This window comes from Acinetobacter sp. YH12219 (assembly GCF_013417875.1).
In the GTDB taxonomy this organism is placed as follows: domain Bacteria; phylum Pseudomonadota; class Gammaproteobacteria; order Pseudomonadales; family Moraxellaceae; genus Acinetobacter; species Acinetobacter amyesii.
On the sequence record NZ_VPDC01000001.1, the window covers coordinates 70,324 to 93,886 of the forward strand.

Genomic DNA, 23,563 nt, shown 5'->3' on the forward strand with positions numbered 1-23,563 from the left:
ACGGATGGATATTTTAGACCAAAACTCCTGCACAGATGCAGGAGTTTTTCATTAAAGGTTCTTTTGATTAACTCGTTTAGAGAGTTCTTCCGCACTTTCAACTCGTTCAGAATAGCGATCTGTGAGGTAGGCAGATTGACCACGTGTGAGTAGGGTAAATTTATATAATTCCTCCATCACATCGACAATCCGAGTGTAATAGGAGGAAGGTTTCATGCAGTCATTTTCATCAAATTCTAAAAATGCTTTTGCAACGGAAGATTGATTTGGAATTGTGATCATCCGCATCCAACGCCCAAGGATGCGCATTTGGTTAACAGCATTGAAAGATTGCGAACCGCCACTGACTTGCATTAACGCTAGCGTTTTACCTTGAGTAGCACGAATGGCACCAGCGGCTAACGGAATCCAATCAATTTGTGCTTTCAAGATAGAACTCATCGCACCATGTCGTTCTGGCGAACACCAAACCATGCCTTCAGACCATGCAAGCAAATCATGTAATTCCTGAACTTTAGGATGGGAGGTTTCAGCATCTTCAGGCAGAGGAAGACCTTTAGGATGAAAGATTTTGACTTCTGCACCAAAATGTTCAAGGATTCGACCCGCCTCCAATACCGTTAAGCGGCTAAATGAGCGTTCACGGTTAGAGCCATAGAGCAGCAGGATGCGTGGCGGATGTTCAAGTGCTTTAGCTTGAACTTGTTCAAAACGCGGTGTTTCAAGTAAATCTAGTTGAATATTGGGGAGCTTCATTTTAGTTCTCTTTATACCATTTGCGTTTTAGCCAGAGCGATACACTCACTAATGCAATAAGCACAGGCACTTCAACCAATGGGCCAATAATCGTGGTAAATGCAATCGGAGATGCAATGCCAAAGGTGGCGATGGCAACAGCGAGGGCAAGTTCAAAATTATTACCCGCTGCGGTAAAGGATATGGCAGTGGTTTTGGCGTAATTATTACCCATCCATTTGCTCATCAAAAAGCTAATGAAAAACATCACCACAAAGTAGATCGTGAGGGGAATGCCAATACGCAGTACATCCATTGGAAGGCTCAAGACATCTGCACCTTTGAGGCTAAACATCACCACAATGGTAAAGAGTAATGCCATTAAACTGATGGGGCTGATTTTGGGTATAAATTGATTTTTATACCAATCCAGACCTTTTTGTTTTACCAATATGGCACGCGTTAGGAAACCGAGCAGGAAGGGAATGCCTAGATACACCAATACTGCATGTGTGATGGTCCAAAAGCTGACTTGGATCACTTGTGCTTCTATACCAAAATAAGGCGGTAAAAAACTCAAAAAGAACCATGCGTAGGTACTAAAAAATGCAATTTGGAAAATACTGTTAAAGGCCACTAAAGCCGCAACGTATTGGTTATCCCCGCAAGCTAAATCATTCCAAACCAGAACCATCGCAATACAACGTGCTAAACCAATCAGAATCAAACCGGTCATGTATTCAGGGTAGTGTTGTAAAAAAACGATCGCCAAAATAAACATCAGGCAAGGCGCAATTAACCAATTTTGAACCAGTGATAGGTACAAGGTACGTTTATCTTTAAACACTTCAGGCAGGGCTTTGTAATCCACTTTAGCCAAAGGCGGATACATCATCAGGATTAAACCAATGGCAATCGCAATATTGACATCACCGATATTGAGTTGATTTAAAGCCCTTGAAGCACTTGGAATATACACGCCAATCGCAATGCCTAGCCCCATTGCGATAAAAATCCATAGCGTTAGATTGCGGTCTAGAAATGACAGTTTTGCAGCAGCCATTATTGGATCTCTGAAATATTTTGGATTTCTTGGTTGAGTTCTTCGCGACTTAATTGCGTAAAATCGAGCGCAAATAAAGCATCTAAACGGCGGTTAATATGCGCCACGGTATCAAGAAATGCTGCAAGTTTGATGTCATCTGCAAGCTCTAAATGGGAAGGATCTTCTAAGCCCCAGTGGGCTTTGATGGCAGAGCCTAAGTAAATTGGGCAAGCTTCTTGAGCGGCAGAACCACAGACAGTAATTACCACATCGGGTTGGTATTGTTCACATGCTGCAATGGATTTACTCGACAAGCCCTCAGTCGGTAGATTGAGGTTGCGTAGGGTTTTTAAGGTAAACGGGTGGATTTGTCCTGAAGGTTTGCTTCCTGCGCTATAGGCACGGAAACCTTCAGGGGCACGCTGGTTAAAAAGTACTTCGGATAAAATGCTGCGGCAGCTATTGCCAGTACATAGAAATAAAAAATTCATAGCGTTTCACACAATGTTGTCGTGTTTTTTGGGGAATTTAAATCAAGGTCTTTAAATCGTTCTTGGTGACGCATGACATCAAGTATTTGTGTACACCAAGTAGGCAGTGCAGGGTGAATGGAGTAATAGACCCATTGACCTTTACGTTGATCACTCAGCACACCTGATGAACGCAGTAATGCCAAATGACGTGAAATTTTGGGTTGGCTTAATTCAAGGGACTCAGTGAGTTCGCAGACGCAGAGTTCACCTTTACATGCCAACAGCATGATGATGTTCAGACGAGTCTCATCTGCAAGTAATTTGAAAAATTCAGTCTGTTCCATGCTTATCTGTACATATGGATTTGCATATATCTTTACATATGAATATATGGATGTCCATATGTATTATTCAATAAAAATCCCACACTCGGTGGGATTTTTATATTTAGACTAGTTTAAAAGTCGAATGAAGTTTGTAAGAAGAAGGTACGTGGCTGACCAATATATTTACCACCTGTTGCATCTGATGAACGGGTGAAATACTGTTTATCAAAGACGTTCTTAATACCAGCAGCAACTTTAACTCCTTGTAACGAACCGCCAAAGTCATAGCCTGTACGCACAGCAAAAGTTGAATAGCCTGGAATATCGCCTAGTTTACCATTTGCCGTTTCTTCTGTTTGGTAGATCCCCGAATCCTGGTTACCTGGGGCACGTTGTTTAGATTGTGCATACATGTCGGCATTGATGGACCAAGCATCATATTTATAACCTAAGCCAAAGTTTGCGACATTTTGTGAATAGAAGGGCAAATCTTTACCTTTAAAGTTACCTGCTTCAGCAACCGCTTTGGTATAGGTGTAATTACCATAGGCTTTCAAGCCTTCGAGACTGTCAGCTAAATGTCCAAAGTCATAGCTAAAACCGGTTTCGATCCCTTTATGACTTGTAGCACCAAGATCAGTCCATATGCCATTGTTTGCAGCATCGTGTTCTAAAATCAGTTCTTTGTCAAAATCTAGATAAAACGCAGTCAATTCAGCGCTCAAACCATTGCCTAAATATTTGGTACCAATTTCAAAGTTATTAGACTTTTCAGGATGTAAGCCATCTAAGGTGGTGACCGCTGTAGTGCCTTGTGTTGTTGCTAACTGGTTATATTGCTGTGGACCAAAAGAGACACCGGCATTGGCAAAGAAATTCCAATGGTCTGTTGCTTTATACAGGACAGCTAAACTTGGCAAAAATTCATCTGATTGGATCGATGGATGAACAGTATTTTGTAATACGCCATTTTTATAGGCACTAAAACTGTTTTGCGTATCAATCAATTCAAAACGAACGCCAGGTGTAATATTCCATTTACCTAGTTCTATACGGTTATCAATATAAGCTGCGTGTGCTTTGGTGCCACCCGCACTGCGGGTACGTGCTATAAACTGACCGGGTTCAGCATCTGCAGCGTATTCAGTACGGCCTGCGAACTCGGTGCTTTCTTCATCCATATAACGGTAGCCTACAGTCACTTCATTCAGCGTGCTACCTAAGCTATAGCTACGAGAATAACGTGGCTCAATGGCAAAGACTTTATAATCACGCGGTGAAGTATCTAAGCGATGATTGCCATTGGTTAAGGTGGATTCAAGATTGCTGGTACGGAATGAATCGATGTAATAACTTAAAAGTTCAAAGTTGTTCGTGTCTCTTTATGTGTATAACGCAGCGATACATCTGAACGACGGCCAGTGAAAAAATCACGATAATGCGACGTTTGATATGGATTTGCTTCGAATTCAGCAGTGCTTAAACCTTCAGGCATTTCACCTGTACCATCGTAGTGATGTAAATTTAACGCGATTTTATCCTGATCAGTGATGTCATAAGCGGTTTTTAACATGACATCATCAATGTCATTTTTATTGTTCGCTTCACGATAACCATTGCCTTTAGTACCTGAATAAAGCAGGGCTAAGCCTAAACCATTATCTAATGTTCCACCAACGAACAGACTAGGACTTAATTTTACCTGATCTGTACCTGTTGCATATTCAGAGTTTAAAGCTACAGTTCCTTTAAATGATTCAGGAATGCTACGTGTGGCAAAATTGATAATACCACCGACATTTTGTGGCCCAAAACGGACAGAACCTGTTCCACGGACTACATCAACAGATTCTATATTTCCTAAAGAGACCGGTGCCATAGAAAGCTGTGGTTGTCCATAAGGTGCAAATGACATCGGTATGCCATCGATCAACACGGTTGAACGGGGGGAAAGACGAGAGGTTAATCCTCGAACACCGATATTTAATGAAACATCGCTGCCGCCAGTACCATTATTTTCTTGAACCTGAACACCAGGAACTTGGCGTAACGCATCTTTTAGAGATGTTGCTGCGCTTTCGTTTAAGCGTTTACGGTCAATAATGGTCCGCGCACCGGCATGCTTTTGCACCTTTTTTCATTGGCGTTTTCCAGCCAGTTACCTTGAGTTTCAATGGTGATGGTCGGTAAAACATTAGCTTGCGCGGTATCTGTATTTTCAGCAGCAGAAGCCATAGTGGCAACCATGCTTATACCTACGGCAATACTCAGCGGTAATAAAGGGAAGTTTTGAAGCTTTGAAGATTTTTTGCTTGAACTATACATAAAAGTGTGAGTAATGGAGAGAGTGCGCGTATCATAATCTTGAGTGTGATAAATTTAAATAAGGATGATTATCATTTAAAACTATGAATTTGACTAAGCTAATAGACTTTTTAATTTAAATAAAGAATAGGTGGATTTTATAATTAAAAAAACCGCGCTAAAGCACGGTTTTTTAAAATGAATTTAATTATTTGAACTGGATAGAGCCATTTGCACTGACCGTGATTTTAGATTCACCACCTGCCATTTCTTGTTCTGGAATTGCATCAGCTGCTGCAGCTTTCATCATCGCCATACGTGGTACAGGCTGACCACCATAATTGCTGGTATTTAAATTGATATTCACCAAGTTATAGCCTGACTTATTCCACGCTTGTGACAATGTTTGCGCGCGTTGTTGGAAGTTTTTAGAGGCTTCAACCATCAGTTCATTTTCTACTTTTTTTCGCTGTGCATCTGACACGCTAAAGCTGATGGACTGAGTTTGGAAATTTTGTTGTAACTCGCTCACCAACTGGCTAGCTGCTTTAAAGTCTGTACTTTCTAAACGCACTTCGGCACGACCACGCCATTCTTTCAATTTACGACTGTCATTGTCATAAATCGGGTAGGTGCTTTGAGACCCCGTTTCGATTTTTACCGCAGGGTATTTACGGGCTGTGTTCACCGCTTGGGTCATCAATTGGTTGATTTGGGTAGCAAGTTCAGCCGGTTGTTTATTTGATTTTTCAATATATAAAACGGCATGCATTTGGTCATTCGACACTTGGCGAGTGGCATCCGCTTGAATGTTTACGATGTTGTAATTGAGTGGGTCAGCTGCTTGAGTTGCTGCTGCCAAACCTAGACCGGATGCTAATAAAACAGTGGATAAGATAATTTTACGCATTGTTATGACCTATTCTTCTTTCAGAATGATTAATTTAGCTTATGCTGTTATCTTAAAAGGGGATTGTGATGGATTAAAGGAAAATCTGTGGTGGGATTGTAAATCTTTCAAAAAAAATAAATGTAGTGCTTGATGAATTATTTATTTAAATAATCAGTACTTAGTTGTTTAAATAATTGATGATTACAATAATCATTCATAAGTTGTAAAAAAGCATAAAATAAAAAGGTTTTCTTTGTTTTGTCACACTGTAAGATGATAATTCAAGATATCCATGGAATAGATCTGTTTTTTCTCTAAATTATCTTTTTATTTGGTCATAAAAGTGATTTATTTTCTTGAAAAAGTCTGTATCATCCGCCTCCTAGTTAGCCCATACTCAAAGAGCTTTTAAAGCTAACTAGAAACTCATAAAGCACCGAGTCAAAGGACCGCAAGTCACCCGACTTATTTCTTTCAACCCATATCAGAGATGGTAATTCGATATGAGCGTTTCTTCTGTAAACCCTGCCACTAATTCTACTAACGAATACTATTTGACTCGCCAAAGCCAGATGGAATCCAATGTTCGTAGCTATCCGCGTAAACTTCCACTTGCGATAGCAAAAGCTTTAGGTTGTTGGGTTACTGATGTTGAAGGTACAGAGTACCTCGATTGTTTAGCTGGGGCAGGAACATTGGCATTAGGCCATAATCATCCTGCGGTAATTCAAAGTATCCAAGACACACTTGCAAGTGGCCTCCCATTGCATACTTTGGATTTAACAACGCCTTTAAAAGATGCTTTTACTGAAGCACTACTTGAGCAATTACCTGGTGGTAAAGAAGAGTATTGTCTACAGTTCTGTGGTCCGTCTGGTGCAGATGGTACAGAAGCAGCAATTAAGTTAGCAAAAACATACACTGGTCGTAGTTCAGTAATCAGCTTCTCAGGTGGCTACCATGGTATGACTCACGGTTCTTTAGCAATGACAGGTAACTTGTCTGCTAAAAATGCTGTGAACGGCTTAATGCCGGGTGTTCAATTTATGCCGTATCCGCATGAATACCGTTGCCCATTAGGCATAGGTGGTGAAGCGGGTGTAGACGCATTAACGTATTATTTCGAAAACTTCATTGAAGACGTAGAAAGCGGTGTAACGAAACCTGCAGCTGTAATCTTGGAAGCAATCCAAGGCGAAGGCGGTGTAGTGACTGCACCTGTAAAATGGTTAAAGAAAATCCGCGAAGTGACTGAAAAGCACAACATCGTGTTGATTCTTGATGAAGTACAAGCGGGCTTTGCACGTTCAGGTAAAATGTTTGCCTTTGAACATGCAGGTATTGAGCCAGACGTCATTGTAATGTCTAAAGCGGTAGGTGGTAGCTTACCACTTGCAGTATTGGGCATTAAACGTAAGTTTGATGCATGGCAACCAGCGGGTCACACGGGTACATTCCGTGGCAACCAACTTGCTATGGGTACTGGTCTTGCAACAATCAAAACCATCAAAGAGCAAAACTTGGCTCAAAACGCACAAGAGCGTGGTGACTTCTTACAAGCTGAAATTAAAAAATTAGCGGTAGAATTCCCATGTATCGGTAACGTACGTGGCCGTGGTTTGATGATTGGTGTTGAAATTGTTGATGAACGTCAAAAAGCAGATCACATGGGTTCTTTACCGGGTGATTCTCAATTGGCAGCAGCAATTCAAGCAGCATGTTTCAACAATAAATTGTTGTTAGAAAAAGGTGGTCGTAACGGTACAGTCATTCGTTTACTTTGCCCATTGATCATCAATCAAGCTGAATGTGAAGAAGTGATCGTTCGCTTCAAGAAAGCACTTGCTGAAGCACTTGTTGCAACTCGAGGCGCGTAATAATGGTTGATTTTGCAGAACATCGTAAAGCGTTATTCTGCAATGATGCACAATCCATTGCTGACTATCAGTCAGCAATGGATTCAGCTGTAAAAGCTGTATCTGCATGGTTGCAAAATGACAAAATGTACACAGGCGGTAGCATTAAAGAGCTTCGTAGTGCAATTGCATTCAATCCTTCTAAAGAAGGTATGGGTGTACAAAAATCACTAGACCGTATGGTTGAGCTGTTCTTAAACAAAAGCTTAAAAGTACATCACCCACATTCTTTAGCGCATTTACACTGCCCAACAATGGTAACAAGCCAAATCGCTGAAGTGCTGATCAATGCGACTAACCAATCTATGGACTCATGGGATCAAAGTCCTGCAGGTTCATTGATGGAAGTTCAATTGATTGATTGGCTTCGCCAAAAAGTGGGCTACGGTGCAGGTCAAGCAGGTGTATTCACCTCTGGCGGTACACAGTCTAACTTGATGGGTGTGTTACTTGCACGTGATGCGTGCATCGCGAAAAACTGGAAAGACGAAAACGGCAATCCATGGTCTGTTCAGCGTGATGGCGTACCATCTGATGCTATGCGTAACGTCAAAGTGATCTGTTCTGAAAATGCGCACTTCTCTGTGCAAAAGAACATGGCGATGATGGGCATGGGCTTCCAATCTGTCGTGACTGTTCCTGTAGATGCTAACGCACGCATGGATATGGACGCGCTTGAGAAAACCATGGCGCACCTTCAAGCGACAGGTAAGATCGTGGCATGTGTGGTTGCAACTGCAGGTACTACCGATGCAGGCGCAATTGATCCATTGAAAGAAATTCGTGAAATCACCAACAAATATGGCGCGTGGATGCATATCGATGCAGCATGGGGTGGTGCACTGATCCTTTCTAATGACTATCGTTCTATGTTAGACGGTATTGAACTGTCTGACTCGGTAACGCTTGATTTCCATAAGCATTACTTCCAAACGATTTCATGTGGCGCGTTCTTGCTTAAAGATGAAGCGAACTATCGTTTCATGCATTATGAAGCTGAGTATTTAAACTCTGCTTATGATGAAGAGCATGGCGTTCCTAACTTAGTATCTAAGTCACTACAAACAACTCGCCGTTTTGACGCGTTGAAATTGTGGATGACGGTTGAAGCGCTAGGTGAAGAGCTTTATGGTTCGATGATCGACCATGGTGTAGGTCTAACACGTGATGTTGCAGATTATATCAATGCAACTGACGGTCTAGAAATGCTGGTTGATCCGCAATTTGCATCGGTATTGTTCCGTGTAGTGCCAGCAGGCTACCCAGCTGAATTGTTAGATACATTGAACCAAAACGTAGCAGACGAATTGTTTGCACGTGGTGAAGCGAATATTGGTGTAACTAAAGTAGGTCAGGTTCAATCTTTGAAAATGACGACTTTAAGCCCAGTAGCGACTTTAGACAACGTGAAGAATTTGCTTGCTCTGGTGCTTGCAGAAGCTGACCGTATCAAAGGCCCAATCGCTGACGGTACATATACACCTGCAATTGACTAATTGTCATTTTGTAGTTGTAGAAGAAGGAGCTCATTTGAGCTCCTTTTTTTTGTTTTAAATGAAAAGGCGCTTAATTTATTACATGGCCACAATTTTTCATTGAGTGATGATAGTTTACTGTGTAGGCAGATTTTTACTTTGACGGATCAAAGTAACTAAAATCCTTCTCAGGGAAAAGGTACATCCATGTGACCATTACCTTATAGTGACATCCCTGTCGCCAGTCGCGATATTCATTGATGTTTATCATTTGATGAATGAGATACCACTTAATATTTATAACCAATAGAAGGCTTGTAAAGGAGTTTCCCTCTCCTTGTAGGAGAGGGTTAGGGTGAGGTGAATGCAATACGATATTGATGTTATGCCGCAAATAATGGACTAAAACCTTTCTTACGCAGCAGTTTGCGGTACATACTCGAACTGCGGTCCGCAGGGAAATGCGCTTCGATGCTTAAATCTAAGGGTAAATATTCAGGCTTTTGCGATTCAGAGACTAAACGGTCTTCTTCAAATATTTTCAGGTTAAAGTCATAAGCATCTTCGACAGGTAAGTCTTTGTCATAATTGCGGCAAATGGGAGCAAATAGACGGGTGGAGCGGGCAGTCATGGGGGATGCCGCATTCATAATCACTTGCTTGCTGTCGTTTGGAAAATGTATGGTGAGCGTTGCAGTAAAGGGTAGATGAATCTCAAAATGCCGTAGCCATTCAAAGCCATCTTGTCCTCGTTGTTCTAATCCAATTGGGTAGCGCCCAACACTGCTCCAATAGTCTGCATTAAAGCCAGTTGCTGTTTCCGTGGTTTTATAGTCAGGCACTTCTACATTTTCAGGGTCGCCAAAGGTATCAGGATGTACCCAAGCAAAATGCGCGACATCAATAAAGCCTTCAAGCTGACGGCCTGCAAAACATTGAAAATCGACCGTTGGGCACACCAATTGCTGAAACTCGGCTTCATCCCAATATGGCATGACTGGAATGTTTGGCGCAGCATCTTTAGTGGCAGTGAGCGAACACCATATCAGTCCATAGCGCTCAACAGCGGCATAAGTACGTAAGTTAAAGCGAGGTGAAATTTTGTGCTCAGGATGTGCAGGGATGCGGTTGCAATGACCGTGTTCACCAAAGCGTAAGCCATGATAGCGGCAGACTACCCCTAGACCATCATTTTTACCTAAGCTGAGTGGGACGCCGCGGTGAGGGCAGGCATCTTTAGCGACAATCAGTTCTTCTCCCATTTTATAAATGACGAGCGGCATATCTAAAAGCATGGTGCCATAAGGCTGTTCTGTAATGTCTCGAGCGAGTGCAATGGGATACCAAAATTCTGCAAGTAAGTGCCAGTCATGTTCTTCAAAAGTCATATGCACAGGCAAGTCCGGATTAAATGTCGCAATGGCTTTACTGGTCATTTTAGGCTCTGTTTTTATGTAAACTTGCATATTGAGCGAACTAAAAATGTAATGAAATTTCAATTATTGGAATACGAGGAAATAAAAAATAGAACATGCAAATCTGCATCATTCAGAAAAAGAGGGGAATTTGAAAAAAGAAAATAAGACAAAATATGACAAGGACATGAATTCTTACGAATATCAAAGTAGAAATAAATAAGACCAATACTTTGATAAATTTCATTACATGTTGAAAAATAAAGAATTATATTTAAATCAATGTGCAATCATCAATTATCATAAAAGCGTCATAAAGATGTAACCTAACTGTCATACTCTAAAATCAAAATGCGTATATCGAAAAAGTACAAGACTTTATTAGAAAGTGGCGTACTCCAATAAATGCATCAATAAAGAGAGATGAGAATGCGCTTAAATCATATCGCACTTGCTATGGTACTCACTACTGGGGCAACAGTCGCTACAACTGCAAATGCAGCTCGTGACACGATCCAAATTGCTGGTTCTTCAACTGTACTGCCTTATGCAAGTATTGTTGCAGAAGAGTTTGGTAATACATTCCCACAATTTAAAGCACCTGTTGTAGGTTCTGGTGGTACTTCAGGTGGTTTGAAACAATTCTGTAATGGCGTTGGTGATAACACAATTGATGTTGCAAACGCATCTCGTAAAATTAAAGGTACTGAATTGGCTGCATGTAAAAAAGCAGGCGTTAACCAAATCTTAGAAATTAAAGTTGGATATGACGGTATCGTATTTGCTTCAAATGCGAAAAAAGCGGCATTCAAACTTCGCCCACAGCACGTATTTGCTGCACTTGCTGCTGAATTACCTTCAAAAGGTAAATTGGTTGCAAACCCATACACACGTTGGAATCAAATCGACCCAACTTTACCAAACGAAGCAATCACTTTAGTTATTCCTGCATCAAACCATGGTACACGTGAAGTGTTCCAAGAAAAAATGGTCGATGCTGGCTGTGAAACTTATGAAGCTTTCGCAAAATTAGATAAAGATGCTCAGAAAAAAGCATGTTCAACATTCCGTAAAGATGGTCGTGTGATTGAAATCGCAGGCGACTATACAGAGACATTGGCACGCTTAAAAACTTCACCTAACGCTGTAGGTGTATTCGGTCTAGGTTTCTATGACCAAAACCGTGACAAGTTACGTGTAGCAACAGTGAATAATGTAGCGCCATCTGAGAAAACAATTCTGAATGGTTCATACCCAGTATCTCGTCCATTGTTCTTCTATGTAAAGGGTGAGCACTTAAAATCAATTAAAGGCTTAAAAGAGTTCACAGAATTCTTCCTAAGTAAAAAAGTATCAGGTAAAGGTTCTAAGCTAGAAAAAGCAGGCTTAATTTCAATGTCTGACAAAGAACGTGCTGCGGTACTTGCAAACTTCAAAGCGGGTAAGGCTGTTAAATAAAGTATGGAAATAGCCAATGGCAGGGTCGACCTGCCATTGGCTTTTTGCAAAGAAACAGTTTTTTCAAGAAGGGCTTTTGAAAAAACAGTGGAGATTACATGAATCTGCTACTTATTGGTGTGTTGCTCGCAATTATTGCAATCGCTTATCAAGTTGGACTGACCAAAAGTCGCAAACTTGCAGGTAAAGGCAATAACTCAGCAATGTTGCATTCACGACCGGGCTACTATGGTGTTTTGGTCGCTTTATGGTGTGGGATTCCCGCTTTTTTAATCTTGATTGTTTGGAACTTGGTTGAACCGAGTGTTTTTCAACACGTTATTTTAAATAATGTCCCTGAAAATATTCGTTTAAGTTTAGATCCTGCAAGCACGAGCGTAATGGTTGACCGCGTTCAAGCGATTGCTTCTGGTTTTGGAGTAAGTGATACGCCAGCTGCATATGAACTTGCAGCAGCAGAACAGTTAAAGAAAATTGAGAACATTGGTTCATTCGCGAAATTAGCAGTTGTAGTAAGTGCGGCATTGATTGGTTTAGTGATGGCTAAACGTCGCATTGCAGAAAAATATCGTGCACGAAACCAAGTTGAAAAAGTTTTAAATGTGGCATTGGCACTATGTTCAGGCATGGCGATTTTGACCACTGTCGGCATCGTAATGTCGATGTTTAGTGAAGCAATGCGCTTCTTTAGTTTTGTTAATCCACTCGATTTCTTCTTTGGTACTGAATGGAACCCAGGTTTTAGTACTTCGGGAAGTGCAGAAGGCAGCTACGGCTTATTACCTTTATTGTGGGGTACGCTCATGGTGAGTGGTATTGCGCTATTGGTTGCTGTTCCTGTTGGTTTGATGATTGCTATTTACTTGGCTGAATATGCAAAGCCAAGTTTCCGTGCTTGGGCAAAACCGGCCATTGAAGTTCTCGCAGGTATTCCAACGATTGTTTATGGTGTATTTGCCTTAATGATTATTGGACCCTTTGCAAAACAACTTGGCGCATATATCGGACTCGATATTAATGCAACCAGTGCTTTAACAGCAGGCTTTGTGATGGGGATTATGATTATCCCATTTGTTTCATCATTATCTGATGACATCATTACCCAAGTCCCTCGCGCGCTTCGTGACGGTTCACTCGGTTTGGGTGCTACAAAATCAGAAACCATTCGCCAAGTAGTGATTCCAGCTGCATTGCCGGGCATCATCGGTGCATTCTTATTGGCAGCATCTCGTGCAATTGGTGAAACCATGATTGTGGTGCTTGCAGCAGGGAACAGTCCTTTACTGCATATCAACCCACTCGAAGCGGTGTCTACCGTCACTATTACCATCGTAAACCAATTAACAGGTGATACAGACTTTGCGAGTCCTCAAGCATTAGTTGCTTTTGCACTCGGTTTAACACTGTTTGTGATTACTTTAGGTCTGAATATTGTTGCACTGTACATTGTGCGTAAATACCGTGAGCAATACGAATGAGTACGACGAATACATCAAATATGGATCAAACTTTTGATCCGCTCGCAGCCGCAGAGCTTCGTGAAAAACGTAAGAAAATCATTGAAAACTCATTGGCGAAAAGACACCGTAAAGAAAATACCTTCCGTGTCTTGGGTTTTAGTGCAGTAGTGACTGGCTTATTGTTCGTCGTGCTATTGTTTGGCAGTATTTTAGCCAAAGGCTTACCAGCATTCTGGCAAAGCTCGATGACGGTGCCTGTGTTTTTTGATCCAAACATTGTCAATGTAGGAGCGAAACCGGTTCAAAAAGAAGGTGAATCTCCTGCACAGTTCCAAGAGCGTTTTATTGCTTGGCAAACTGAAATGGGCATGGTGGATTGGGATGCGCTCATCGTAAATGGCATCATAGCAAAAGATCCAGCGATTGCCTCTCAACGTGATGATCTCAACAGTTTATATACCAGTTCAGAAGCTTATCGCTTACGAGACATGGTTATGGCAGATCCATCATTGATTGGCCAAAAGCAAGATTTGAAAATCCTTGCAGATGCCAATGTCGATGTCTGGTTGGCTGGTAATATTGACCGCAGCTTGCCTGATGAACAGCAACAATTGAGCCCAGATGTACGCCAACTTGCAGATAAACTTAAAGCTGATGGTGTTATTACTAACTCGTTTAATACTGAAATATTTAAGAATCCAGACTCTCGTAGCTCACCTGCAACTTCAGGTTTAGCTGGGGCGTTTATGGGGTCGTTATTTATGATGCTGATCGTGATCATTATTTCGATTCCAATTGGTGTAGCATCCGCAATTTACTTAGAAGAGTTTGCACCTAAAAACTGGATTACCGATGTTGTCGAAGTCAACATTAACAACCTAGCAGCGGTTCCTTCGATTGTCTTTGGTTTGCTTGGTGCAGCGATCTTTATTGGTTGGATGCATATGCCGCTTTCGGCTCCTGTGGTTGGTGGTTTAGTCTTAAGTTTGATGACACTACCAACGGTCATTATTACCACACGTGCTTCACTAAAAGCGGTTCCTCCATCGATCCGCCAAGCCGCTTTAGGTTTGGGTGCATCACGTTTACAAACTGTATTTCACCACGTCTTGCCACTGGCATTACCAGGTATCTTAACCGGTGCCATTATTGGTGTTGCGCAAGCCCTAGGAGAAACTGCTCCATTATTATTGATTGGTATGAGTGCCTTTGTGGCAAGTGTACCAGCCACTCCTTTAGATCAATCCACTGCATTACCTGTACAAATTTTCCTTTGGCAAGGTAACGAACTACGTAACTTCTTTGAAGGGCGTACCGCAGCAGCAATCATTGTACTTCTTGCTCTCATGATCGGCTTAAACAGTTTAGCCATCTGGTTACGTAAGAAATTTGAAGTACGCTGGTAATTGAGGGCATTATATGAATAGCGTCGTTACAACAGAAAAGAATTCCTTAGATCAGGATAAGTCCGTGAATCCAGAACAAACACAATTTACCTCTGCTCAGGGCAGCCAAAAACAAACCAATACTGCGTTTGTGTCACAGTTTGATACGCAATCTAGCGCGAAAAAAGATGCGAAATCGAGCAATGTGAAAATCAGTACCAATGATGTGCATGTGTACTATGGCGAATCTGAAGCGATCAAAGGCATAGATCTGAACATTTATGAAAATGAAGTGATTGCCTTTATTGGTCCGTCTGGTTGTGGTAAGTCAACTTTCCTACGTACGCTCAACCGTATGAATGACACGATTGATTCTTGTCGTGTGACAGGGCAAGTGCTTATGGATAATCAAGATATCTATGATCCAAATCTCGATGTGGTGTTACTGCGTGCCCAAGTGGGTATGGTTTTCCAAAAGCCGAACCCATTCCCAAAGTCTATTTTTGACAATGTCGCTTATGGTCCAAAATTGCATGGTTTGGCACGTGACAAATACGACATGGAAGAAATTGTTGAAAATAGTCTGCGTAAAGCAGGCCTTTGGGATGAAGTGAAAGACCGTTTGAACCAACCGGGTACAGGACTTTCAGGTGGTCAGCAGCAACGTCTATGTATTGCGCGAACCATTGCTGTCAGTCCTGAAGTGATTTTAATGGATGAACCTTGTTCAGCACTCGATCCAATTGCAACAGCAAAAGTAGAAGAGCTCATCACTGAACTTTCAGCGCAATATACCATTGCGATTGTGACACACTCGATGCAACAAGCAGCGCGTGTTTCTGACCGTACCGCATATTTCCATTTGGGTGATTTAATTGAAGTGAATTCCACTGAAAAAGTCTTTACCCAACCGGATCATCAGCTTACAGAAGCCTATATTACCGGTCGTTTTGGTTAATCTAGACTGTTTAAAAATAGAGCCGAAAGGCTCTTTTTTTATGAAGTCAATAATTAGGTCAAAAAGTCTTGATAAAAATAAAATGCTCAATTTGGCTCAATGAGAATTATTTTCAAAAAATAGATTGAATTTTTGTGATGCAACCCACATGTTATACAACATAAATATGAATTAAATGAGTTTCAATTTTATGCTATTTCATAATCCCAAGTTGCCTGCGGAAATTCGTGTAAGCCATTTAAATGCACGTATTAATGAACAACGAAAAAAAATTGCGCAAACGACTGCATCTAAACTTGAGCTGCTGCAACTAAGCCAACAATTATCAAAAGAAGCGCGCGCACGTAAAAAGAATAACCAAAAAATTTATGTAATCGATTTTAATGGTGATACCGCTGCATCTGCGGTAACGAGTCTACGTGAAGAAATTACCCTGATCTTAGCGACAGCAAAAGCAGGACGTGACCGCGTGGTTTTACGTTTAGAAAGTCCAGGCGGGATGGTGCATGGCTATGGTCTGGCCGCTGCACAATTGGTACGTTTACGTGATGCTGGATTTAACTTAACCATTTGCGTGGATAAAGTTGCTGCAAGCGGTGGCTATATGATGGCCTGCATTGCAAATGAGATCGTTTCAGCACCATTTGCCGTGGTGGGTTCGATTGGTGTAGTTGCACAAGTGCCGAACTTTAACCGTTTATTGAAAGAAAAACATATCGATTTTGAACTGTATACCGCGGGTCAGTTCAAACGTACCGTAACTATGTTTGGTGAAAATACTGCTGAAGGTAAAGCCAAATTTGAAGAAGAGTTACAGCAAACCCATAACTTGTTTAAACACTTTGTTGAAAAATACCGTCCTCAGCTCAATGTCGATAAAGTTGCCACAGGTGAGCATTGGTATGGTCAAGATGCAATGGATCTCAATTTGGTCGATAAACTCCAAACGTCAGATGAATATCTATTAAGTCTTATGCCACAACATGATGTATATATGATTGAAACCCGCAAAAAACCAACACTGGGTGAGAAGTTAGGCTTACAAGCAGCACAAATTGCGGATTCATTGGTTCCTGCTGTCATGTCAAAAGTGATGGAATCATTGAGCAAAGCTAATGCAAATATCGTTCAATTAAAAGATCTAAAATTTTAAAATCTTTATGCTTATAAAGTATTTAAAGCTCACTTCGGTGAGCTTTTTTTATGCTAAACGATGCTGTTGTGATAGATTGCGTTGCGTACATAGATATTGATGATAATGATGTCTAATTTTCTGTTTATTTTAGGTGGTGTCATTTGCCTAATGGTTTGGCCTTGGCTATATTTGCTGCATTTTCAAAGTGTGAAAAAATCTGTGCTGAAACAGTATGCTGCGCTGTTTGGCCCAGCAGCAACACTGTTGGCAGGCTATATTTATTGTTCATCACTACAGGTAGATGTTCGCTCTGAAGCCTGCGGCACTGTTGTGGCCTATCAGAGTTATATGAGTAGCGGAAATATAAATAAAAGACAGCCTTTTGAGCGGGTTGAAATTTTAGTGAATCATACAAAATATACACGGCATTTTCGTATAGATGATGATCTACAAAAAATGCCAGCGGGAGCAAAAGCGTGCTTTCAGTATTATGACCGAAAATTGAATCCGCAAATGTCAGATTCAATCTTAATTCAATGGACTGCTTAAATATTTAACTGATGTTACGCAGTAACACCAGAAGTGCAATTTGATTCAAATAAAACAACGATACGCGGTAACGTCATCCGCAAGTGTTTGAGACAGGGCTGCTTCTAATCAAAAATTTTTTTGCGATACTTTGAATACGTAGACGCGAGCGAACGAGTTTTGCGGTGAGGAGCATTGCTCCGCAAGATGGTTTCCTTGCGAAGCTTCGCTTCTCATTTTGCCGAATGAGAAACATCGTTTCGTAAAAGTACCTCCAGCCGAAGGCTAATCCCGTTATTCAATTCCTAGATGTAAGACTCCGTCGAATAGACTTAAAAATCATTTTTAAAATGAGAAATTACTTCTAGGTGCGTAACATCAGTATTTAAGATAAAAAATATTCAGGCTTTTGTTTAGCGTTATTCAACAAATTTGATGTCATTAAACAAATACCACCAGTGATCATCGCACCAAGTGTTGCAAGTAGCATATCTTTATGTGCATCCCAAATATCACCTTGTTGCCCATTATAATTTTCAGCTTCTTCTGGTGATAAGCCAATGGCAATCAGCCATTCGATCCATTCATAAAATAAACTGGTCGCCATGACGAATTGTACGACCAATAAAAAGAGTGTTCCGGCTTTTAACTGCGGTAGCCAGATTTGAAATATGCGATAAAAGAACGGATAGAGCAGCAATCCATAGGCAAGATGTACAAGCCGATCATACATATTCCGAGACCATCCCATGCTTTGGTCAAGGTTGAAACCGAAGAGAGCTTGTGTCCATTCAGAATAAGGTACATAAGAATATAAATAATGGGCACCGATAACATGAATCAATAAAAAGCCAAGATACAGGCAAACAGTTGTGAAACTTAGCCCTATTTTATAGAGGAAAACGAGCAGCACAATCAGCATAAACGCAGTGCCGATTTGATGGAGGATATATGCTTCCATTTCTAAAGGTTGGATACTGGCGATCACAATGGCAAGAGTTAATAACGCAAAAGCTAAGATGTGCTTAAGTTTTAATTTGAAATCAATCATGAAAAGGCAAAGCTCAAATTTTTTATCGGTGTGCAATGTTTATAATTCGCGGCAAGTATAGCCATAATGCGATGAAAAGTGATAGTTAGACGGCGCTAGAATTTGTGCATTATTTTTTCAAATGTCTTTAGTTTGCGGCTGGGGATAAGTATTTTTAAAAAGATTGTATTAAACTCAGATGAATATCGATGTTTAAGTATTTGGTAGTAACTATGGCCGTTGTTGAGGCATTTATTGCGACTCAAAATTGTTATTTTAACTATGAGTTTGAAGAACTTAATTTAACAGGTGATTTTCCAGAAGAGCTCTCTGTGTCTTTGCGCGGCATGATGTTTCGCCATAAGATTCAATATCCCGATACCACATATTATGTTTATTATTCAGATGTTTTAACAGGCTGTGAATTACAAAGGATGAAAGATGATTGGGCGAAATATTGCCCTGCAGAATAAAATTGCGTCTAAATTTTCTATCTCCTTGCGGAGCATGCTCCTCATCTCAAAGAGAGCAGAAGTATTATAAATAAAAAACGAGGCATGAAGCCTCGTTTTTTTTGATCTATCTAAAATTAGATTTTAGAAATAAGATCTTTAATGTTTGCTGCTTGAGTTGATGCATTACCTGTATATGTTGCAGGTGTCATTTCTGCAAGACGCGCACGGTCAGCTGCAGGAACAGCTTCAAGCTCATTACCATTTACGAAATCAACCATCATGTCGCGAGTCATTGCTTGACCACGAGTAAGGGCTTTAAGTTTTTCGTAAGGTTTTTCAACTGCATAACGACGCATCACAGTTTGAATTGGTTCTGCAAGCACTTCTTGCGCATGGTCAAGGTCTTCTAGAATACGTTGAGCATTCAATTCAAGTTTACCAATACCTTTAGAGCAAGCTTCAAATGCGATCAAGCTTTGTGCAAAACCAACGCCCATGTTACGTAGAACAGTAGAGTCAGTTAAGTCACGCTGCCAACGAGATACAGGAAGTTTTTCACCAAGGTGAGCCAATACCGCATTCGCAATACCCAAGTTACCTTCAGAGTTTTCGAAGTCAATTGGGTTAACTTTATGTGGCATTGTTGAAGAACCAACTTCGCCTTCTTTCAAACGTTGTTTGAAGAAACCAAGTGAGATGTATCCCCAAACGTCACGGTTAAAGTCGATTAAGATTGTGTTGAAACGACGTAGCGCATCAAAAAGTTCCGCCATGTAGTCATGCGGTTCAATCTGAGTCGTGTACGGGTTGAAGGTTAAACCTAAAGACTCTACAAAAGCTTGAGAATGAGCAGGCCAGTTAATTTCAGGGTAAGCAGAGTAATGAGCGTTGTAGTTACCTACAGCACCGTTAATTTTACCTAGAAGTTCAACTTGTTTGAATTGCTTGATTTGACGTGCAAGGCGGTAAGCCACGTTCGCCATTTCTTTACCCAAAGTTGTTGGGCTTGCAGTTTGACCATGTGTACGAGACAACATTGGTTGTTCAGCGTGTTGTTCAGCCAAAGCAACGATTGAATCGATGATTTGCTGCATTGCTGCAACTAAAACTTCACGGCCATTTTTAAGCATTAAAGCATGAGACAAGTTGTTGATGTCTTCAGATGTACATGCAAAGTGAATGAATTCTCCAGCATTTTTAAGCTCATCGATATGTGCGATTTGCTCTTTTAAGAAGTACTCAACTGCTTTTACGTCATGGTTTGTTGTACGTTCAATTTCTTTAATGCGGTTTGCATTGTCTTCAGAGAAGTTCGCAACAATTGCATCAAGCGCAGCATTCGTTTCAGCACTGAATGCTGGAACTTCTGTGATTTCTGGACGGTTCGCAAGCGCTTGTAACCAACGCACTTCAACAGTCACACGAGCATGGATTAAACCAAACTCAGAGAGGAAAGGACGTAGAACATCACATTTGCTTGCGTAACGTCCATCTAATGGAGAAAGTGCGGTTAAAGCGTTCATAGCGATTCCTTAAATTTTGGAATTAAACGTAAAACAAAAAGCCCGTACTGCATCAGTTAAACCACCTGATACTGTAAACGGGCAAGATCTTGAATATCTTGGAGCAGCTTACGCTTGCTGAAAATCATACCCCACGAGCTACCGCCGAGCTGACGCCACAAGTGAGCCATTTGTAAGCCTGTGAATAATGTCGCGCGAATGCGGTTGGTATGTGCTGTATCTTTAAATGCTTCAGCGTTGCCTCGAACCATAATGCGAGGATTGATCGAACCCGCAGTTTCAATATAGGTTTGGGCAAGGTTTGCAATGATACTTGGATGTAAATAATTATTATCGAAAAATGAAAGCTGTCTTAGGATTTTTTGTTGGGATTGTTCAATAATTTCAACGAACTTCGGATTGCTATACACTTTCTTTTCTAACTGCAATAACGCCATCGCATACGTCATGGGTAGCTTGGTATTGGCAAGTTTAGGAAGTCTAGATTTGGGAGATGTATTGAAGGGTTGAGTAATGCTACTTTCTAAGGTCTTTAAACCCAGTGAAATATCCGCCAAACCACTAAAAAAATCGAGCGTCTGACTAGACTGATTCGACTTGGGACGGATATTTAAACTGGCTTTAATGAGATGTTCAAAATAAAAGTTACCGCTTTCCCCGATACTCTGTTGCCCAGTCAATGCAGTCATGTGAGTCAGCTGTGTTGCTTGAAATACAGCAGCTAACGCCAATGCACGATTTTGGCGAGTATTCAGAGTCTGAGGCTGTTGAAACGGTAACTCTGTCATCCGAAACAATCCTTATACAATAAAATCCGGTTTAGGCGCATTGGTATGATGAATCACACCGCCACCTAAACAAACTTCACCGGTGTAGAACACCACACTTTGACCCGGTGTAACAGCACGTTGTGGCTCATCGAACTCGACACGCACACCATTTGGCGCTGTAGAGTCTTTAAATAATGTACAGTCTTGGTCAGGCTGACGATAACGAGTTTTCGCTGTGCAGCGGAAGCCTGTTTCAGGAATCTCTTGTTCACCAGCCACCCAATCAATCGCTTCAGACCATAAAATGGTGCTTTGCATGAGTGGATGTTCATGACCTTGACCAACGACTAGGCGATTACCTTCGATATCTTTATGCAGTACAAACCAAGCGCCTTCTTCAGCACCTTTTAGACCACCAAGACCGATGCCACCACGTTGGCCGAGCGTATAGTACATTAAGCCGTGATGTTCACCAACCTCTTTACCTGTGTCAAGGACGATTTTTCCGGGTTGAGCAGGTAAATATTGCTTTAAGAAGTCATTAAATCGACGTTCACCAATAAAGCAGATTCCTGTTGAATCTTTTTTCTTCGCGGTGATTAGACCTAATTCTTCAGCGATTTTACGCACTTGTGGTTTTTCAATTTCACCTACAGGGAATAAAGTCTTGTTAATTTCGCGACCATGCACTGCATGTAGGAAATAGGTTTGGTCTTTATTGTTGTCTAGGCCACGTAGTAGAGGGGCATACTCTTCACCACGTGAATTTTTTAGCGTTTCACCACGACGGCAATAGTGGCCTGTCGCAATAAAGTCAGCTCCTAAGTTCACAGCATGGTCTAGAAATGCACGGAATTTAATTTCTTTATTGCAGAGAATATCTGGGTTTGGTGTACGACCTGCGGCATATTCTTCTAAGAAATGCTCAAAGACACGGTCCCAATATTCCATTGCAAAGTTTGCAGTATGAAGTTTGATACCAATTTTGTCACAAACGGCTTGAGCATCGGCAAGATCTTCCATTGCCGTACAGTATTCCGTGCCGTCATCTTCTTCCCAGTTTTTCATGAAAAGACCTTCAACTTGATAACCTTGTTGAAGTAAAAGTGCTGCAGATACAGAAGAATCTACACCACCAGACATACCGACGATGACACGTTGTTGCATAGGATTAAGCATCCAAATTTGAAATTAAGGGAGAATTTTGGTGCTCGTAAATGAGCGATAAAGGAAATTTTTGACCTGAAAGAGCATCTTGCACTGCCTTAATGACTAATGGACTGCGCGCACGGGCAGACTCAATGAGTTCATCAAGCGTCATCCATACTGCACCGACAATACCTGTGTCTAATTGTGCATCGGCATGGTGCTGAATGTCTTTAGCTAAGAAACAGAAACGGAAATAAGTACGATCAGGGAACATCGGAGGAGTATAAGTATACATGCCTAGGAGGTTCGTGATTTCTACATCGTGACCTGTTTCTTCCATGGTTTCTCGAATGGCTGCTTCAATAATGGTTTCGCCAGCTTCGACATGACCTGCAGGTTGATTAAATACAGTATGGGTAACACCTTCTGTATGTTCTTCAACAAATAGGAATTTTCCGTCTTTTTCAACGACTGTCGCAACAGTGACGTGAGCAGTCCAAGCGGTCATAGAAAAGCACCATGGGGTAAAAACGCTATTCTACAAAATTTAGGGAGCGGTGGCTATGATTGATTTTTTTCTTAATTTCCTTGAGATGCGTTTCAATATTGAAGTAAGAAGAACGTGGAGGAATCTTGTAAGATAAATCCATTGTACATATCTTCACACTGAAAATTATTTTGAGAATTAGATGAAAATATTAAGTTTATTTATATTTGTTATGTTAATGGTTAGTTGTACGGCAAAAAGCGGTGCTGATGAAAATTTGTTGCTTGTAGATGATGCAATTCTCGACGTTAAACAAACGCTGCCAAAGAAAAATAATGCATATACAGTTTGGAAAGATATATACAGAGATGGTGCAACTATTAAATTAATATATCAGATGGATAATTATACATTTCCAAAAGATAAAATATATTTGTTAGAAGAGTATGCAAAACCAGATTCTGTAAAGAATGTTATTTGCAAATCTTTATTGGAAACATTTGGTTGGGATTATTCTGTGGAGTCAATTACATATGATATGAATGATACAGTTTTATTTTCTTTTGTTTATAGTAAGAAAAATTGTTAAATAAAAGTGTATTGTTTAATTATTTAGTTAAATTATATTTTTGTCCAGTACTGAC

The 23,563-nt window shown here is 40.9% G+C and carries 21 protein-coding genes and 1 pseudogene; 10 read left to right on the forward strand and 12 right to left on the reverse strand.

The window, feature by feature from the left end; all coding sequences use genetic code 11:
* Positions 1 to 51 precede the first annotated feature (51 nt).
* The 6 genes and pseudogenes from arsH to FTV04_RS00350 form a co-directional block, all read right to left on the reverse strand.
* On the reverse strand, positions 52 to 756 hold the full coding sequence (arsH, locus tag FTV04_RS00325; protein WP_180088084.1) for an arsenical resistance protein ArsH: 705 nt from the start codon (positions 754 to 756) through the stop codon (positions 52 to 54).
* Position 757: 1 nt separating this feature from the next.
* Positions 758 to 1,798, reverse strand: coding sequence for an ACR3 family arsenite efflux transporter (arsB, locus tag FTV04_RS00330; RefSeq protein ID WP_180088086.1), 1,041 nt, complete (start codon positions 1,796 to 1,798; stop codon positions 758 to 760).
* Positions 1,798 to 2,271 (reverse strand): arsenate reductase ArsC, encoded by a 474-nt coding sequence (locus tag FTV04_RS00335; protein WP_180088088.1) that lies wholly within the window; start codon positions 2,269 to 2,271, stop codon positions 1,798 to 1,800. Before FTV04_RS00335 ends, arsB begins: the two co-directional genes overlap by 1 nt.
* A complete protein-coding gene (locus tag FTV04_RS00340) occupies positions 2,268 to 2,597 on the reverse strand; it encodes a metalloregulator ArsR/SmtB family transcription factor (protein ID WP_168379193.1) in 330 nt (109 codons plus the stop codon). The genes FTV04_RS00335 and FTV04_RS00340 overlap by 4 nt, the downstream gene beginning before the upstream one ends.
* A 113-nt stretch (positions 2,598 to 2,710) precedes the next feature.
* Positions 2,711 to 4,904: pseudogene (locus FTV04_RS00345) on the reverse strand (TonB-dependent receptor family protein).
* 187 nt (positions 4,905 to 5,091) lie between these two features.
* Positions 5,092 to 5,793 (reverse strand): SIMPL domain-containing protein, encoded by a 702-nt coding sequence (locus tag FTV04_RS00350; RefSeq protein ID WP_180035340.1) that lies wholly within the window; start codon positions 5,791 to 5,793, stop codon positions 5,092 to 5,094.
* Positions 5,794 to 6,278: 485 nt separating this feature from the next.
* On the opposite strand from FTV04_RS00350, the gene FTV04_RS00355 reads away from it, so the two are divergent.
* Together FTV04_RS00355 and FTV04_RS00360 are read left to right on the forward strand one after the other, a co-directional pair.
* Complete coding sequence (locus FTV04_RS00355; RefSeq protein ID WP_180035339.1) at positions 6,279 to 7,652, forward strand: diaminobutyrate--2-oxoglutarate transaminase; 1,374 nt, start codon at positions 6,279 to 6,281, stop codon at positions 7,650 to 7,652.
* Between the two features lie 2 nt (positions 7,653 to 7,654).
* On the forward strand, positions 7,655 to 9,187 hold the full coding sequence (locus FTV04_RS00360; RefSeq protein ID WP_180088090.1) for an aspartate aminotransferase family protein: 1,533 nt from the start codon (positions 7,655 to 7,657) through the stop codon (positions 9,185 to 9,187).
* A gap of 362 nt (positions 9,188 to 9,549) precedes the next feature.
* Here FTV04_RS00360 and FTV04_RS00365 read toward each other — a convergent pair whose 3' ends face one another.
* The gene (locus FTV04_RS00365; protein WP_180088092.1) at positions 9,550 to 10,602 is read right to left on the reverse strand and encodes a Rieske 2Fe-2S domain-containing protein; all 1,053 of its coding nucleotides are present in this window, start codon (positions 10,600 to 10,602) and stop codon (positions 9,550 to 9,552) included.
* Positions 10,603 to 11,010: 408 nt separating this feature from the next.
* Here FTV04_RS00365 and FTV04_RS00370 point away from each other — a divergent pair, with 408 nt between their 5' ends.
* From FTV04_RS00370 to FTV04_RS00395, 6 genes are all read left to right on the forward strand, one after another.
* Positions 11,011 to 12,039 (forward strand): substrate-binding domain-containing protein, encoded by a 1,029-nt coding sequence (locus FTV04_RS00370; RefSeq protein ID WP_180009604.1) that lies wholly within the window; start codon positions 11,011 to 11,013, stop codon positions 12,037 to 12,039.
* Positions 12,040 to 12,137: 98 nt separating this feature from the next.
* On the forward strand, positions 12,138 to 13,517 hold the full coding sequence (gene pstC / locus FTV04_RS00375) for a phosphate ABC transporter permease subunit PstC (RefSeq protein ID WP_180088094.1): 1,380 nt from the start codon (positions 12,138 to 12,140) through the stop codon (positions 13,515 to 13,517).
* On the forward strand, positions 13,514 to 14,905 hold the full coding sequence (gene pstA, locus FTV04_RS00380; RefSeq protein WP_180088096.1) for a phosphate ABC transporter permease PstA: 1,392 nt from the start codon (positions 13,514 to 13,516) through the stop codon (positions 14,903 to 14,905). Before pstC ends, pstA begins: the two co-directional genes overlap by 4 nt.
* 13 nt (positions 14,906 to 14,918) lie before the next feature.
* Positions 14,919 to 15,842, forward strand: a complete 924-nt coding sequence (gene pstB, locus FTV04_RS00385; protein ID WP_218947256.1) for a phosphate ABC transporter ATP-binding protein PstB — start codon at positions 14,919 to 14,921, stop codon at positions 15,840 to 15,842.
* A 190-nt stretch (positions 15,843 to 16,032) separates the two neighbouring features.
* Positions 16,033 to 16,995, forward strand: a complete 963-nt coding sequence (sohB, locus tag FTV04_RS00390; protein ID WP_180009607.1) for a protease SohB — start codon at positions 16,033 to 16,035, stop codon at positions 16,993 to 16,995.
* Between the two features lie 108 nt (positions 16,996 to 17,103).
* Positions 17,104 to 17,526 (forward strand): hypothetical protein, encoded by a 423-nt coding sequence (locus FTV04_RS00395; RefSeq protein WP_168379213.1) that lies wholly within the window; start codon positions 17,104 to 17,106, stop codon positions 17,524 to 17,526.
* A 364-nt stretch (positions 17,527 to 17,890) separates the two neighbouring features.
* Here the strand turns inward: FTV04_RS00395 and FTV04_RS00400 are convergent, their stop codons facing one another.
* The gene (locus FTV04_RS00400) at positions 17,891 to 18,556 is read right to left on the reverse strand and encodes a DUF2238 domain-containing protein (protein WP_180088097.1); all 666 of its coding nucleotides are present in this window, start codon (positions 18,554 to 18,556) and stop codon (positions 17,891 to 17,893) included.
* 212 nt (positions 18,557 to 18,768) lie between these two features.
* Between FTV04_RS00400 and FTV04_RS00405 the strand changes: the two genes are divergently transcribed.
* Entirely contained in the window at positions 18,769 to 19,008 is a 240-nt protein-coding gene (locus tag FTV04_RS00405; RefSeq protein ID WP_180055204.1) for a hypothetical protein, read from the forward strand.
* 116 nt (positions 19,009 to 19,124) lie between these two features.
* Here the strand turns inward: FTV04_RS00405 and purB are convergent, their stop codons facing one another.
* From purB to FTV04_RS00425, 4 genes are read right to left on the reverse strand one after another with little or no spacing between them, the layout of a single operon-like run.
* On the reverse strand, positions 19,125 to 20,513 hold the full coding sequence (purB, locus tag FTV04_RS00410; protein WP_180088098.1) for an adenylosuccinate lyase: 1,389 nt from the start codon (positions 20,511 to 20,513) through the stop codon (positions 19,125 to 19,127).
* Between the two features lie 56 nt (positions 20,514 to 20,569).
* Positions 20,570 to 21,301, reverse strand: coding sequence for a high frequency lysogenization protein HflD (gene hflD, locus FTV04_RS00415; protein WP_218949500.1), 732 nt, complete (start codon positions 21,299 to 21,301; stop codon positions 20,570 to 20,572).
* Positions 21,302 to 21,313: 12 nt separating this feature from the next.
* Positions 21,314 to 22,450, reverse strand: coding sequence for a tRNA 2-thiouridine(34) synthase MnmA (mnmA, locus tag FTV04_RS00420; protein ID WP_180088099.1), 1,137 nt, complete (start codon positions 22,448 to 22,450; stop codon positions 21,314 to 21,316).
* 4 nt (positions 22,451 to 22,454) lie between these two features.
* Complete coding sequence (locus tag FTV04_RS00425; RefSeq protein WP_078190179.1) at positions 22,455 to 22,940, reverse strand: NUDIX hydrolase; 486 nt, start codon at positions 22,938 to 22,940, stop codon at positions 22,455 to 22,457.
* Positions 22,941 to 23,121: 181 nt separating this feature from the next.
* Here FTV04_RS00425 and FTV04_RS00430 point away from each other — a divergent pair, with 181 nt between their 5' ends.
* Entirely contained in the window at positions 23,122 to 23,508 is a 387-nt protein-coding gene (locus FTV04_RS00430; RefSeq protein ID WP_180088100.1) for a hypothetical protein, read from the forward strand.
* The last annotated feature ends 55 nt before the right edge of the window (positions 23,509 to 23,563 follow it).